This window comes from Pseudomonas abieticivorans (assembly GCF_023509015.1).
GTDB lineage: Bacteria > Pseudomonadota > Gammaproteobacteria > Pseudomonadales > Pseudomonadaceae > Aquipseudomonas > Aquipseudomonas abieticivorans.
The window spans coordinates 3,149,254-3,163,366 of record NZ_CP094975.1 but is presented as its reverse complement, the minus strand read 5'-3'; the positions used below and the strand labels follow the sequence as shown (position 1 = coordinate 3,163,366).

Annotated in this window: 10 protein-coding genes, 1 tRNA gene and 1 pseudogene; 8 read left to right on the top strand and 4 right to left on the bottom strand. The window is 60.5% G+C overall.

Annotation, left to right across the window (positions count from 1 at the left end):
* Window positions 1-2: 2 nt before the first annotated feature.
* The 3 genes from L9B60_RS14350 to trbL all read left to right on the top strand — a co-directional run bounded on the left by L9B60_RS14350 (window position 3) and on the right by trbL (window position 5,641).
* Window positions 3-3,737 carry a bifunctional diguanylate cyclase/phosphodiesterase gene (locus L9B60_RS14350; protein WP_249679460.1) on the top strand — a complete coding sequence of 1,245 codons (3,735 nt, stop codon included), beginning with the start codon at window positions 3-5 and terminating at the stop codon, window positions 3,735-3,737.
* Window positions 3,738-3,752: 15 nt separating this feature from the next.
* A tRNA-Ile gene (locus L9B60_RS14345) sits at window positions 3,753-3,829 on the top strand.
* A 633-nt stretch (window positions 3,830-4,462) separates the two neighbouring features.
* Window positions 4,463-5,641 (top strand): P-type conjugative transfer protein TrbL, encoded by a 1,179-nt coding sequence (gene trbL / locus L9B60_RS14335; RefSeq protein ID WP_249679459.1) that lies wholly within the window; start codon window positions 4,463-4,465, stop codon window positions 5,639-5,641.
* Window positions 5,642-6,108: 467 nt separating this feature from the next.
* Here the strand turns inward: trbL and L9B60_RS14330 are convergent, their stop codons facing one another.
* The 4 genes from L9B60_RS14330 to L9B60_RS14315 form a co-directional block, all read right to left on the bottom strand.
* A complete protein-coding gene (locus tag L9B60_RS14330; protein ID WP_249679458.1) occupies window positions 6,109-6,399 on the bottom strand; it encodes an addiction module antidote protein in 291 nt (96 codons plus the stop codon).
* The gene (locus L9B60_RS14325) at window positions 6,396-6,695 is read right to left on the bottom strand and encodes a type II toxin-antitoxin system RelE/ParE family toxin (protein WP_249679457.1); all 300 of its coding nucleotides are present in this window, start codon (window positions 6,693-6,695) and stop codon (window positions 6,396-6,398) included. The genes L9B60_RS14330 and L9B60_RS14325 overlap by 4 nt, the downstream gene beginning before the upstream one ends.
* A 120-nt stretch (window positions 6,696-6,815) precedes the next feature.
* Entirely contained in the window at window positions 6,816-7,049 is a 234-nt protein-coding gene (locus L9B60_RS14320; protein ID WP_249679456.1) for a hypothetical protein, read from the bottom strand.
* 495 nt (window positions 7,050-7,544) lie between these two features.
* Window positions 7,545-8,498: an NAD-dependent epimerase/dehydratase family protein gene (locus L9B60_RS14315; protein WP_249679455.1), complete on the bottom strand. Its 954-nt coding sequence runs from the start codon at window positions 8,496-8,498 to the stop codon at window positions 7,545-7,547.
* Between the two features lie 284 nt (window positions 8,499-8,782).
* Here L9B60_RS14315 and L9B60_RS14310 point away from each other — a divergent pair, with 284 nt between their 5' ends.
* From L9B60_RS14310 to L9B60_RS14290, 5 genes and pseudogenes are all read left to right on the top strand, one after another.
* Window positions 8,783-10,690, top strand: a complete 1,908-nt coding sequence (locus tag L9B60_RS14310; RefSeq protein ID WP_249679454.1) for an acyltransferase family protein — start codon at window positions 8,783-8,785, stop codon at window positions 10,688-10,690.
* A gap of 67 nt (window positions 10,691-10,757) precedes the next feature.
* Window positions 10,758-10,856: pseudogene (locus tag L9B60_RS14305) on the top strand (transcriptional regulator); the annotation flags it as partial.
* A gap of 65 nt (window positions 10,857-10,921) precedes the next feature.
* Window positions 10,922-11,383 (top strand): Lrp/AsnC family transcriptional regulator, encoded by a 462-nt coding sequence (locus L9B60_RS14300; RefSeq protein WP_249679743.1) that lies wholly within the window; start codon window positions 10,922-10,924, stop codon window positions 11,381-11,383.
* A gap of 225 nt (window positions 11,384-11,608) precedes the next feature.
* Window positions 11,609-13,291, top strand: a complete 1,683-nt coding sequence (locus L9B60_RS14295; protein ID WP_249679453.1) for a flavin monoamine oxidase family protein — start codon at window positions 11,609-11,611, stop codon at window positions 13,289-13,291.
* A gap of 11 nt (window positions 13,292-13,302) precedes the next feature.
* Entirely contained in the window at window positions 13,303-14,088 is a 786-nt protein-coding gene (locus tag L9B60_RS14290; protein WP_249679452.1) for a carbon-nitrogen hydrolase family protein, read from the top strand.
* The last annotated feature ends 25 nt before the right edge of the window (window positions 14,089-14,113 follow it).

Here is a 14,113-nt window from a genome sequence, read left to right as displayed (position 1 = left end):
TCATGCGCGTGTTGCTTTTGCTGTCCTTAATCGCCTGGACTGCAATGGCCAATGCCCTGACCCTGAGTGACCAAGAGCGGACATGGCTGGCTGCCCATCCGCAATTGCGCCTGGGGGTCGATGCATCATGGCCGCCGTTCGAGTTTCGCGACGAAAACGGCACCTACCAAGGCCTGGCCGCCGACTACATCAAGGTGGTCGAGGCCCGGCTGGGCGTGCATTTGACCCCAATCGAACCCAGCAGCTGGAGCGCCGTGCTCCAGCAGGCCAAACAGCGCGAGCTCGACCTGCTGCCCGGGATCATGTCGACCCCGGAGCGCCAGACTTACCTGTCGTTCACCCGCCCCTACCTCGACTTCCCCATCGTTATCCTGGCCCACCGGGGCGGCCCGCAGCCGCGCAACCTGCAGGACCTGTACGGCCTGAAAGTCGCCGTGGTCGCCGACTATGCACCGCACGAACTGCTGCGCACCCACAACCCCGACCTGAACTTGGTCGCACTGCCCAACGTCAGCTCGACCCTGCAGGCACTGGCGACCGGCCAAGTGGATGCCGTGGTCGGCGACTTGGCGTCCAGCGTATGGAGCCTGCGCCAGCTGAAACTCGAAGGCCTCTACGTCAGCGGCGAAACCCCATTCCGCTATCAACTGGCCATGGGTGTGCCCAGCGACGAGAACATCCTGGTGGGTATCCTGGACAAGGTGATCGCCGACATGAGCCCCAGCGAGATCGCTGCCATCCAGGAGCATTGGGTGGGCCAAGTCATCGACCATCGCAGCTACTGGATGGAGGCCCTCAAATATGGCACCCCGGCGCTGCTGCTGTTGTTTACCGTGCTGGCCGTAGTCATCCGGATCAACCGCCGGCTGAGCTCGGAAATTTCTCGTCGCGTGGCCCTGGAGCAAGAACTGCGCAGCAGCGAATACCACTATCGCGGCCTGGTCGAAAGCCTTTCGGCCATTGCCTGGGAAGCGCGCACCACGGACTACACCTACAGCTATGTATCGCCCCACGCCGAGGCCCTGCTGGGCTACCCCCTCAGCCAATGGCTCAAGCCGGGCTTCTGGCACAGCATCCTGCACCCCCAGGACGCGCTATGGGCCGAGGCTTTTTGCGAAGCGCAAACCTCTGCCGGGCGCAACCACAGCCTGGACTACCGCGTGATCACGGCCGACGGCCGCACGCTGTGGGTTCGCGATATCGTCAGCCTGATCGAACATGGCGAGCGGCCGGTGATGCGCGGCCTGATGATCGACATCAGCGAAACCAAACGCACCGAGGACGCGCTGCGCCTGTCCGAGCAGAAGTTTGCCTCGGTGTTCCGCCAATGCCCGGACATCCTGGTGATCGCCCGGCTCAGCGATGGCTGCCTGCTGGAGGTCAACGAAGCCTTTGAAGAACAGATTGGCCTGAGCGCCGCCGACGTCATCGGCCTGACCGCCACCGAGCTGAACATCTGGGGCATCGAAGGCATCGGCCCCGGCCTGCTGCAACGCCTGCAGGCCGGCAGCATCCGCAACCTGGAACTGCCCTTTCGCCGCAATAACGGCCAGACCTTTACCGGGCTGATCTCTGCCGAGCCCTTCGAACTGGAAACCACGCCGGCACTGGTGGTGGTGGTGCGCGACATCACCCAGCTCAAGCAAACCCAGCAACAATTGCAGATATCCGAAGAAAAATTCGCCAAGGCCTTCCACGCCTCTCCCGATGGCCTGCTGCTGACCCGGCAAAGCGACGGCCTGCTGCTGGAGGTCAACGAGGGCTTTACCCGCATCACCGGCTACAACAGCGGCATGTCTATCGACCGCTCGACGCTGGACTTGGGCATCTGGGTTGACCTCAATGAACGCAAGCGGCTCCTGCACAAGCTTCAGGAAGACGGTTTCGTGCGCGACTTCAGCTGCCTGATCCGCCGCAACGACGGTGAGATCCGTTTGTGCGAAGTGTCTGCCCGGCCGCTGCCCATCGGCGGCGAAGATTGCATGCTGACCATGGCTCGGGACATCACCGAGCGCCACCTGATGCAAGAGAAACTGCAATTGGCCGCCACGGTGTTCGAAAGCACCGCCGAAGGCGTGCTGATCACCGATACCCGCCAACGCATCAGCGCGGTTAACCGCGCCTTCAGCGAGATCACCGGCTACAGCGAAACCGAGGCCTTGGGTGAAACCCCGCGCCTGCTCGCCTCTGGCCAGCACGACAGCGCCTTCTACGTGGCCATGTGGCACCAACTGGCGGCCGACGGCCATTGGCAGGGTGAAATCAGTAACCGTCGCAAAAACGGCGAGCTATACCCCTGCTGGCTGACCATCAGCGCGGTACGCACCGCCGAAGACGAAGTGACCCACTTTGTCGCGGTATTCGCCGACATCTCCAGCCTCAAGCACGCCCAGGCCCGGCTCGACTACCAGGCGCACCACGACCCACTGACCGGGCTGCCCAACCGCACCCTGTTCGAAAGCCGCCTGCAGGCTTCGCTGACCCTGCAACAAGACGGCAGCGGCCAGGGCGCAGTGCTGTTCCTGGACCTGGACCGCTTCAAACACATCAATGACAGCCTCGGCCACCCAGTGGGCGACCTGCTGCTAAAAGGCATCGCCCAGCGCCTCAAGGAACAGGTACGCGACATCGATACCGTGGCGCGCCTGGGCGGCGACGAGTTCATCATCCTGCTGCCGGGCCTGCAGCACGCAGGCGACGCGGAAAACATCGCCAACAAGCTGCTGGCGTGTTTTGCCGCGCCATTCCAGGCCGGTGAGCACGAGTTCTTCACCAGCGCCAGCATCGGCACCAGCCTGTACCCCCAGGATGGCACCGACGTGGCCACCCTGATCAAAAACGCCGACGCCGCCATGTACCGCTCCAAGGCCAAGGGCCGCAACCGCGTCGAATGCTACACGCGCGACCTCACGGCACAAGCCACCGAACGCGTCGCCCTGGAGCACGAACTGCGCCGCGCCATTGAGCGCAACGAACTGAGCCTGGCGTACCAACCCAAGTTCAGCCTCAAGACCCAAAGCCTGGTCGGCGCCGAAGCCTTGATCCGCTGGACCCACCCAAGCTTCGGCGACGTGCCGCCCGAGCACTTCATTCCGCTGGCCGAAGAAAACGGCATGATCCTGCAACTGGGCGACTGGGTACTGGAGCGGGCCTGCCAGCAAATGCGCGAGTGGAACCTTAGCTACAAGGCCTTCGGGCCACTGTCCGTGAACCTGGCCGGCGCGCAATTGCGCCAGCCCAACCTGTTGCGGCGCATCGAACAACTGCTCAAGGAGGCGCACCTCAAGCCCGATTGCCTGCAACTGGAAATCACCGAAAACTTCATCATGAGCCAGGCCGAAGAAGCCCTGGCCGTGCTACACCAACTCAAGCGCCTGGGCGTGCAACTGGCAATCGACGACTTCGGCACCGGCTACTCCTCGCTCAGCTACCTCAAGCGCTTGCCGCTGGACATCCTCAAGATCGACCAGTCGTTCGTCCGCGGCCTGCCCGACGACCCCCACGACGCCGCCATCGTACGCGCCATCATCGCCCTGGGCCGCAGCATGCAACTGACCGTGATCGCCGAAGGCGTGGAGACCCAAGCCCAACAGGAATTCCTGGCTGCCGAAGGCTGCGAACAGATCCAAGGCTACATCGTCAGCCTGCCGCTGCCCGCAGAAGAGTTCGCTGCTACATTTCTTCGTATGAGTTTTTCAGACGTTTCGGATAGCACTGTCGAGAAACCGTCGTTATAATCCGCGACCTACTGAGGGCCTATAGCTCAGTTGGTTAGAGCAGGGGACTCATAATCCCTTGGTCGTAGGTTCGAGTCCTACTGGGCCCACCACCTTCAAAGCCGCGCACTGCGCGGCTTTCGTGTTTTTGGGTGGTTCTCCACTAATACAGTCCTATGGCCCAAAGGTACAAAATCGGTACAGTGCCGGGGGAATCAGCTGGCCAGCGCTCAAACCAACCAGCTTCTACAAATTCGCAGCCTGCTAATCGCTCAGCAAAATGCTCTCGCCACCAGCGCACAGATTGAAGCTGATCGTGATGCTCAAAGGCTTGCAGCTAGTAACAAAGCGCTTGCGGGTCGTAATAGCAAAAGCAGCGACAAAGAGTGGTGAGGAAATGAGCCTACCTATTCGACTTATCTTCGGTATAGCGCTCGCAGTACTGCTCATGAGCGGCTGCGATGCACAGAACGACGCCAAGCCCGCCGAATGCCATGGCTCAGATGGGCGGCAGTTACAGCGGAGCGGCCCCGCCACAGATGCAGGCTGCGTCCTAGGGCATGGAAACACCCAAAGCACAGACAGGAAATGGTGACTCATGAAGAAGCTATCCGCCATCTACCTATTACTCATCACACTGGTATTCAGTCATACCGCTCAGCCAGCCAGCCTAGACAGCGGTAACATGCTCAACAAAATCCTCGATAGCTTTTCGACGGTTGCGGTCACTTGGCGATCCGAGCCTGATGGTACTCAGGAGCGCTGATATACAGGCTTTCTTTGCCGAGACCATCCGCTTCTTTGGTACGTTGGGATTCTTTTGGTGGCTACTCATCAATGGCCCAGCTATATCACTAGCCATCATCGACACCATGCGCGCCATCAGTGCGAACGCCTCTGGGCTAGGTAGCGGCTTGTCGCCATCAAGCATCATAGACATCGGTTTCAATATTCTCACGAAGGTCGGGGAATCCTCGTCGGTGATGTATCCGGTAGTTACAGCGCTGATGCTTGCCGCCGCTATCGTGGTGCTGGTGATACTGGCGCTGATCGCGGTCAATATGCTCCTGTTGCTCGTATCGGCATGGTTGCTCGCTTACGCAGGTATCTTCCTCTTAGGATTTGGCGGTAGCCGCTGGACCTCGGATATCGCAATCAACTTCTATAAAACCGTGCTTGGCGTGGGCATCCAGCTTTTCACCATGACATTTCTGATAGGCGTAGGTAAGTCATTCCTGGACCAGTACTACAAGGCGTTTGAGGTTGGAACGCCCGACCTGAATAGCCTCTGCGTACTGCTTGTGGCTTCCGCGATATTGCTCACGCTGGTCAACAAGCTCCCGCCCATGCTGGCTGGCATCGTCGGTGCTGGCGGGCAAGCCTCAGGGATCGGCAGCTTCGGTGCAGGAGCCGCGCTGGGGGCAGCCACAATGGCGGCATCAGCGGTAGCGTCAGCAGGAAGTGCCGCACTGGCGGGAGCTAATGAGTTAGCGGGAGGCGCTTCGGCACTCAGTGCAGCTTTCAAATCGGCTCAGGCAAGTATGGAAAGCACTTCAAACGACAGCGGTAGCTTGATGGGAGACTCCGGCGAACTGCCGACGTCGAGCGGCGTAGGGTCTTCGGCTTTCGCACGAGCTATGGGTTCAGGCAGCGGGCAGGAATCGGGCTATACATCGAGAGTGGCGACCGCCGAAAGGCTGGCGGCTCAAGCAGGATCGGTTATTGCCGATCATGAGGGTCACAGCTTGAGCAGCCAGGCAAGTGCCGCGATAGCAGGCACAGCGGGGGGAAGGCTAGCAACGGCAATTGATGAAAGCAGCAAAAAGTCGCAAGCTGGCGACAACCCTTTGTTTGAGGGTGATAGTTTGAGCGCTCGCTCTGATGAAATTTCGGACTTCGTTAACAAAAGTCCACCGCGGGATTAGGCTTTACTGGCACCGTCGCAGTTTGACTGCGGCGGTCTTTCCCACCCACAGGTACATGAGCAGAAGAATGAAGCCCACCTCTCCAGTAGAACCGCACTTCATTGACGAACAGGACGATGTCAGCGTTTCCTTACCCGCATTCGTTACACGCACGACGCTTCAATCAATTTTGCAGGCAAATGGGGTAATTACTTTGACGGAGCTTGGGGTACGTAAACCTACTCCGGCAGCGGCTGAACATGCGCCTTTTGAAACTCATAAGCCCGAGTAGAGCTATCTGAATTCAAAGCCCTCAACCTGGAGACATTAGAGAATACGTACAGAACCGTACGTTAATCATGCAACCTGTCAGGTTTAGGACACAGAGGTTGCTGGCGAAACATCAGAAGCGCCGGGATCGGCCCTATCCTGACGTTACGCAGGGTGCTGGCCTGGCACCTATAGGTTTACTTCAACTGGGCCTGTTCCTACTGCGCATGCGGGCGGGCGGTCAAATCAACTCCCAGCGCTCGCATCACTACCAGCATGGTTTTCAGTGTAGGGTTCCCGTGCTCGCTGAACGACTTGTAAAGTTGCTCTCTGGCCAACCCTGTTTCCTTGGCCAGCTCGGTCATCCCCTTGGCGCGGGCAACCACTCCCATAGCCTTAGCGATGTAGGCAGCGTCTCCAGTGTCCAGAGCGTCCGCGATAAACACCGCTATCGCTTCCGGGCCGTCCAGCGCTTGCGCGGGGTCGTAGTCATAAATTGGCTCGGTCATTGTGGCCTCCACTCATTTGCCAGGCGTTTCGCCGTTTCTATGTCCCTTGCCTGACTGCTCTTGTCTCCACCACATAGCAGGATGACGATTTCCGTCCCGCGCTGTTGGAAGTACACCCGATAGCCAGGGCCATAGTGAATTCTCAACTCGCTCACTCCCTGACCGACGGGTGACACGTCGCCGGGTAGACCGTTCGCCAAGCGGAAGATGCGGGCGGCAATTGCGGCCTTCGCCCGCTGATCCTTCAGCTTGCTTTCCCAAGTCATGAAAGTAGCGGTTTGTTTGATTCCGATCATCGGCAGATTGTATTTTATAAATCACAACAAATCAATCAGACGTGGGCTTAAGCTACAATTTCCCGAATTCTGCGAGCACCCCTAGCTCAGCGATAGGCTGCCGAACTAGGTCCAGTCTCATCATGCAATAGGGATTTTTTTGCTGAGCGATCGAGATGCTGGTGATCGAACGGCAACCGGAGCAGCCTGACGGCCATCCCCGCCGACGCACTGGATGCTATCAACCACTTCGGCTGTTTTTGCTTTGCGCAAAACGCCAGAGCTGTCGTTTTCGTCAATGGCCTGCAACACGGCATCGTCCATCAGTTTGAGGGCGGATTCACGGCCGATGGAATCAATTAGTGATTGACGCATGTCTGATACCCCCTGGGAACAAGAACCATCACAGGCCATGAGCTAACGATAAAGCTCGTCGAAAGGCAGCGTAGCGCGGGCGCTCTCGAGAAACCCATCCTCATCTTCAAACTTTTCACACACAAGGTCCGCCTACGAGCTACCCCGTAGGGGTCATGTGAGGGCGCGTTTAGTCGTCCAAGCGCGGTACATTGCCGGTATAATACTCAGCTTGAGCAGCCTTCTCCAATCTACTCTCAACACCATGTGCTACGGGGCCTCCAGCTATGCCAACCTACGTTCACCTACGAACGACTTCTCTAGGCATGGCACGTCGCCCAGCAACTCATAATCCCTTGGTCGTAGGTTCGAGTCCTACTGGGCCCACCACCTTCAAAGCCGCGCACTGCGCGGCTTTCGTGTTTGTGGTATCTCGTTTTAGATCACTCCGATTTCTTTCCAAAACACGGAAGTGTCCACTTCAACTTCAATAAAATACACCCCTACCCTGCGCAATCACCTCGCCTGTTTATACTCCCGCCCCGTCTTCCCCAGCGCCTGTTCCAGCGTCAACGGCGGCACCCACCCCAGCAACCTGCGCGCCTTGCCAGAGTCCACCTGCAACGACGCACACAGCGTGGTGTACATGTTCTGCTTGCCCACCAACTTCGCGCCCCAGCGCATCAAGCCATCCGGCACCGGAAGCAGCCGTGGCGTGCGGCCCATGCTGGCGGCCAAACAGCGAACGATCTGCGCCGTGGAGGCGTCTTCGCCATCGGATATCAGGAACAACTGGTTGCCCGCATCTGGGTGGTGCGTGCACAGCACGATGAAGTCCACCAGGTTTTCCAGGGCGACCATGCTGCGGCGGTTGTCGAGCGCGGCGAAGGGCAGCGGCAGGCCGGAATCCACCAGCTTCAATAATCGCGGGAAATTGCGCCGCGCGTGGGCGGCGTAGATCAGTGGCGGGCGGATGAGGACCACGTCCATCGTCGTGCCCTGCACCAACGCGCGCAGGCCCTCCTCGGCCTCGAACTTGGAGCGCGCGTAGTCGCCATCGGGCTCCGGTACCGAGGCCTCGTCAAACGGCGTGCCGGTGGTAACCGAGCCATTGACCCCCACGGAGCTGATGAAGATCAAGCGCCGAACACCGGCCGCCAGCGCCTGCCGCGCCAGTGCCAGGGTGCCCTCGAGGTTGGTGCGCCGGTATTCGGCCAGCGGGTTGGCGCTGGTGTCGGTGGCCAGGTTCAGGCGGGCGGCAATGTGCACCACGACCTCGATGCCCTGAAGGGCTGCCGACCAATCCGTGGTGGCCGAGATGTCACCCACGGCGATCAGCGGCACCTGGCTTGGCGCCGAGCCTGCGGCCCCGCGCGTGGTGCCCAGCACTTGGGTACCTGGCAATACGGCCAGTGCGTTGCTGACTGCTTGGCCGAGAAAGCCGGTGGCGCCGGTAACGAGTATGTTCATGAGGCTCCTGAGGCACTGAAAGGCGCGAGGCATCTGCGAAGCAGCATAGCTTTACCTGACAAAGTGGCATGGTCGCGTCGCACACCCAGGCCCGAACAAACGCAGTGCGAGCCCTTTCCATAGAAGAAAGAGAATTGCCCTACAACGTACGAAGTCGTATTCATCTAGATAAAATTATGTACATCTGGTTGCCTCCCCCGCCTGCGCCCCTTAGCCTACTCGCCCAAACCCACCCACACCCCCGTTAAAACCCTTGGGTGGCGAACAACAGGCCGGATGCCGTAATGCCCTTCAATGCCAATATCAATGCCCTGCGCGCGCTTGCCGTCATGGCCGTCGTACTGTTCCACTTCAACCCCGCGCTGTTCCATGGCGGCTTTATCGGCGTGGACGTGTTCTTCGTCATCTCCGGCTACCTGATGACCGGCATTGTGTTTTCCGGCCTGGAAAACCGTTCGTTTTCGCTGCTGCGCTTTTACATGGCCCGCGCACGCCGGATCATCCCGGCGCTGATGGGGCTGTGCATTGCCTTGATGGTGCTGGGCTTCCTGTACCTGCCGATCGACGACTATCGGGCGATACTGCGGGCAATCAAGAGCAGCCTGCTGTTTACCTCCAACTTCGAGCTGGCGAAAAGCGGCGGCTATTTCGACGCGCCGCCCCAAGAGAACTGGCTACTGCACACCTGGAGCTTGTCGGTGGAGTGGCAGTTCTACCTGCTGTACCCGATTGCCATGATGGCGGGCGCCCGTTGGCTGGGGTTGCGCAAGCTCAAGATGGCCGTGGTGGCCTTGACGGTCGCTTCGCTGCTTGCCTCGATTGCCATGACTCAATGGCGCGAAACCCTGGCGTTCTACATGTTGCCCAGCCGCGCCTGGGAACTGCTGATGGGGGGCATGGCCTTTCTGTTCCCCCTGCGCCGCACCCATGCCGCTCATCGCCTGCTGGTGCCGGTGGGGCTGGTCGGTATCGTAGGGAGCGCCCTGCTGCTGAGCAGCGAAGCTCCGTGGCCCGGTTACCTGGCGCTGCTCCCCGTGCTGTCGACCCTGATCGTGGTGTACGGCGACCGTGATTCGCTGCTGGGCAAGCTGGGCATATTGCAGTGGGCCGGGCGTATTTCCTACTCGGTTTACCTGTGGCACTGGCCGCTGGTGGTCGTGCTGTACTTGCTGGGGCTGCTGAACAGCTGGCAGTACATGCTCGGCGGCATTGCCCTGTCGTTCGCCCTCGGGCATGTGTCCTGGCGCTATATCGAGCGGCACGAAAAACCTGCCGGCTCGCCGCGCAAAACCCTTGGCGTGTTTGCCGGCGCAACCGTAGCTGTTGTGGTTCTCGCTTCCGTCACCGCGTCCTTGCTCAAGGATCACCCGGGCGCGCGGTTCTTTTACACCGAGCCGGTAGCGCCGCTTGAAGCCAGCGAGCGATACCCTCAAACCTGCACCAAGCAACCGTTCGACTCCGAGGAGTGCACCCTGGGCAAAGGCGCGCCCACGGTGATCCTGATGGGGGATAGCCATGCCCACGCCACGGCATCGGCGGTGCAACGGGTCAACCCGGGCTCCACCCTGCTGTGGTGGCATGGCGGCTGCCCGCTGCTGCTCGATTTCGACATGCACAACAAAACCCAGGCCAGCACCTGCCGCGACTTCAACCGCGACAAGCTTGAGCGCCTCAAGCAAAGCTATCCCGGCCTGCCGTTGGTACTGTTCAGCCGTGCCTCGCTGTATGCCGACACGGTAAAGCCGAGCAAATACACGGTCAGCTTCGAGCCAGGCAAAAAGACCAGCCCGGCGCTGTTCGCCAAACGCTACATCGATGAGTACACCAACACGGTCTGTGCCCTGGCCAGCAACCGACCGGTGTACTTGGTGCGGCCAATCCCGGAAATGCCGTTCAACGTCTACAAGGGCCTGAACCTGCGCGCGCAGTTCGCAAGCCAGGTCAGCGACGTGTACACGCCGCAACGCCAATATGCCAAACGCAACGAGGTGGCCAACCAGGCCATCGACCAAGCCGTTGCCCGCTGCGGCGCCAAGGCCATCGACCCCACGGCCTACCTGTGCCAGAACGGCAAATGCATGGGCTCGCTGGGCGGGGTGGCGCTCTACCATGATGACAACCACCTGGTGGATGCAGGGGATGAGCAGTTGAAGGACTTGTTTGTGCCGGTGTTCAAAAACCAGAGCAATTAACCTTCACGCACCCAGGGGCAGGGAGACGCATCGCCCTTTACCCCAGGGAACCCTTCGGTCCAAAATAATCGAATGCTTGGCTCGATTGGGTCGGGACGTGCAGATTGTCGTCAAGCAAGCCCCTCGTTCTCGACGAGAAGGCCGAATTGAAGTGGTCTTTGCATGAACATGCACCGCGCCTGCCAAGCCAGCGAAGGCGCTCAACTGCCTATCAGAACCCCGGAGCCCCCCTTGCCCGACACCCGCCCCACCCACCTCGACGAGATCGACCACCAACTGATCGCCGCCCTGCAGATCAATGCCCGTGAAAGCGTGGCCATGCTCGCCCGCCAACTGGGCATTGCCCGTACCACGGTGAATTCGCGCCTGGCACGGCTGGAGAAGGCCAAGGTCATCACCGGCTATGGCGTACGCCTGGGGCAGCGGCTGGTGGAAGGGGGGTTGCAGGCGTATGTCGGCATCACCGTGCAACCGCGCTCGGGCAAAGAGGTGGTGCGCCGCCTGAGCGGCTTGGCGCAGGTGCAGCAACTGTGTGCAGTGAGTGGCGAGTTTGATTACGTGGCGTGGTTGCGTACCGACTCCCCGGAGCAACTGGACCAACTGCTCGATCAGATCGGCGGGGTGGACGGCGTAGAAAAGACCACGACGTCGATCATATTGAGTAACAAGGTGGATCGTGGGCAGCCTCTTTGACCTCTGGCCAAGCTTACGTCGCTGGCGAAGGGGTGCTGGCACTCCTGCCGCAGCCTTCGGCCGCGACTACGTCATTTTGACCAAAGTATTCGTCACTTCGCATTAAACTCAATCATTTAGACGACACTCTGCTCCTTATTTACGAACACCCCACTCCCTAAAATGGCCGTCAGTCTTTCCTATACTGACCCTTCCGGTCCGTACCCACCGACTCCAAGGCCCGCCATGACCCAGCCCAATCGCCACCCTGCCGACGGCAAGAAACCGATCACCATCTTCGGGCCAGACTTCCCGTTCGCGTTTGACGACTGGATCGAACACCCGGCGGGCCTGGGCAGCATTCCTGCAGAGAACCATGGTGCCGAAGTTGCGATCGTGGGCGCGGGTATCGCCGGGCTGGTGGCGGCCTACGAGCTGATGAAGCTGGGCCTCAAGCCGGTGGTGTATGAAGCCTCGAAGATGGGGGGGCGGCTGCGCTCGCAAGCGTTCAACGGTGCCGAGGGCATCGTCGCGGAACTGGGCGGCATGCGCTTCCCGGTGTCGTCCACGGCGTTCTACCATTACGTCGACAAACTGGGCCTTGATACCAAACCATTCCCCAACCCACTGACGGCCGCGTCTGGCAGCACGGTGATCGACCTGGAAGGCCAGACTCACTACGCGCAATCAATCGCTGACTTGCCCGCGCTGTTTCAGGAAGTGGCCGACGCCTGGGCCGATGCCCTGGAGGCCGGTTCGCAGTTCGGTGATATCCAGCAGGCGATTCGCGACCGCGATGTGCCGCGCCTCAAGGAGCTGTGGAACAAACTGGTACCGCTGTGGGACGACCGCACCTTCTATGACTTCGTCGCCACGTCCAAGGCGTTTGCCAAGCTGTCCTTCCACCACCGCGAGGTGTTTGGCCAGGTCGGTTTTGGCACCGGCGGCTGGGATTCGGACTTCCCCAACTCGATGCTGGAAATTTTCCGGGTGGTGATGACCAACTGCGACGACCATCAGCACCTCGTGGTTGGCGGTGTCGAGCAGGTGCCGCTGGGCATCTGGCGGCATGTGCCTGAGCGCTGCGCGCACTGGCCGGCAGGCACCAGCCTGGCCTCGCTGCACCATGGCGCACCGCGGGCCGGGGTGAAAAAGATCGCCCGCGCCGCCGACGGCCAGTTTGCCGTCACCGATAACTGGGGCGATACCCGCCACTATGCCGCCGTGCTCACCACCTGCCAGAGCTGGCTGCTGACCACCCAGATCGAATGCGAGGAGTCGCTGTTTTCGCAGAAGATGTGGATGGCGCTGGACCGCACGCGCTACATGCAATCATCGAAGACCTTCGTGATGGTCGACCGGCCCTTCTGGAAAGACAAAGACCCGGAAACCGGCCGCGACCTGATGAGCATGACCCTCACCGATCGCCTGACCCGCGGCACCTACCTGTTCGATAACGGCGACGACAAGCCAGGGGTGATCTGCCTGTCCTACTCGTGGATGAGCGATGCCCTGAAGATGCTTCCGCACCCGGTGGAAAAGCGGGTAAAACTGGCCCTGGATGCCTTGAAAAAAATCTATCCGAACGTGGACATCGCCAGCCGCATCATCGGCGACCCTATCACCGTGTCCTGGGAGGCCGACCCGCACTTCCTCGGCGCATTCAAAGGCGCCCTGCCCGGCCACTACCGCTACAACCAGCGCATGTACGCGCACTTCATGCAGCAGGACATGCCTGACGACCAGCGCGGCATTTTCATTGCCGGTGACGACGTTTCCTGGACCCCCGCCTGGGTCGAGGGCGCCGTGCAGACATCGCTGAATGCCGTGTGGGGGATCATGAAGCACTTCGGTGGGCATTGCGCTGCCGAGAACCCAGGGCCCGGCGACGTATTCCACGAGATCGGCCCGATCGCTTTGCCGGAATAAGGAGCACGCTCATGCTAATCGCCCTGTATCAATGTGCACCGCTGCCGCTGGACGTTGGCGGCAACCTGCAACGCATGGCCCACGCCGCGCATCAGGCTGCCAGCCAGGGGGTGGACCTGCTGGTGTTCCCGGAGATGTTCCTCAGCGGCTACAACATTGGTCATGAGGCGGCCAGCCGCCTGGCTGAACCTGCCGATGGCGAAAGCGCCCGGTACGTTGCCCAGTTGGCCCGAGCCAACGATTTGGCCATCATTTATGGCTACCCCGAACGGGGCCCCGAGGGCGGCCTGTACAACGCAGCGCAAATAATTGACGCCCGCGGGCAGCGCCTGGCCAATTACCGCAAAACCCACTTGTTTGGCGAACTCGACCATGCCATGTTCAGCCCCGGCCAGGCTGCCAGCCCCGTGGTGGAGCTGGGCGGTTGGCGCATCGGCCTGCTGATCTGCTACGACCTCGAATTCCCGGAAAGCGCTCGCCAACTGGCCCTGGCTGGGGCCGACCTGATCGTCGTACCCACCGCCAATATGACGCCGTATGAATTCGTCGCCCAAATCACCATGCGTAGCCGCGCCTACGAGAACCAATGCTACGTGGCATACGCCAATTACGCAGGGGCCGAGGGCGACATTCACTATTGCGGGCTCAGCAGCGTAGCCGGCCCGCAGGGTAGCTGGGCCAGTCAAACCGCAACGGCGCAAGGCTTGCTGCTGGCGACCCTGGACCCCGTGGCCTTGGCAACCTCAAGGCGAGCAACGCCATACCTGCAGGATCGTAGGCCCGACTTTTATGAGTAATCAGGTCGCCAAGAGTCAATAACCC

Coding starts and splice junctions, on each gene's coding strand:
- L9B60_RS14320 (WP_249679456.1), bottom strand. CDS start 7,049: ATGCGTCAATCACTAATTGATTCCATCGGCCGTGAATCCGCCCTCAAA.
- L9B60_RS14310 (WP_249679454.1), top strand. CDS start 8,783: ATGCCCTTCAATGCCAATATCAATGCCCTGCGCGCGCTTGCCGTCATG.
- L9B60_RS14315 (WP_249679455.1), bottom strand. CDS start 8,498: ATGAACATACTCGTTACCGGCGCCACCGGCTTTCTCGGCCAAGCAGTC.
- L9B60_RS14295 (WP_249679453.1), top strand. CDS start 11,609: ATGACCCAGCCCAATCGCCACCCTGCCGACGGCAAGAAACCGATCACC.
- L9B60_RS14330 (WP_249679458.1), bottom strand. CDS start 6,399: ATGACCGAGCCAATTTATGACTACGACCCCGCGCAAGCGCTGGACGGC.
- L9B60_RS14325 (WP_249679457.1), bottom strand. CDS start 6,695: ATGATCGGAATCAAACAAACCGCTACTTTCATGACTTGGGAAAGCAAG.
- trbL (WP_249679459.1), top strand. CDS start 4,463: ATGGTACTCAGGAGCGCTGATATACAGGCTTTCTTTGCCGAGACCATC.
- L9B60_RS14290 (WP_249679452.1), top strand. CDS start 13,303: ATGCTAATCGCCCTGTATCAATGTGCACCGCTGCCGCTGGACGTTGGC.
- L9B60_RS14350 (WP_249679460.1), top strand. CDS start 3: ATGCGCGTGTTGCTTTTGCTGTCCTTAATCGCCTGGACTGCAATGGCC.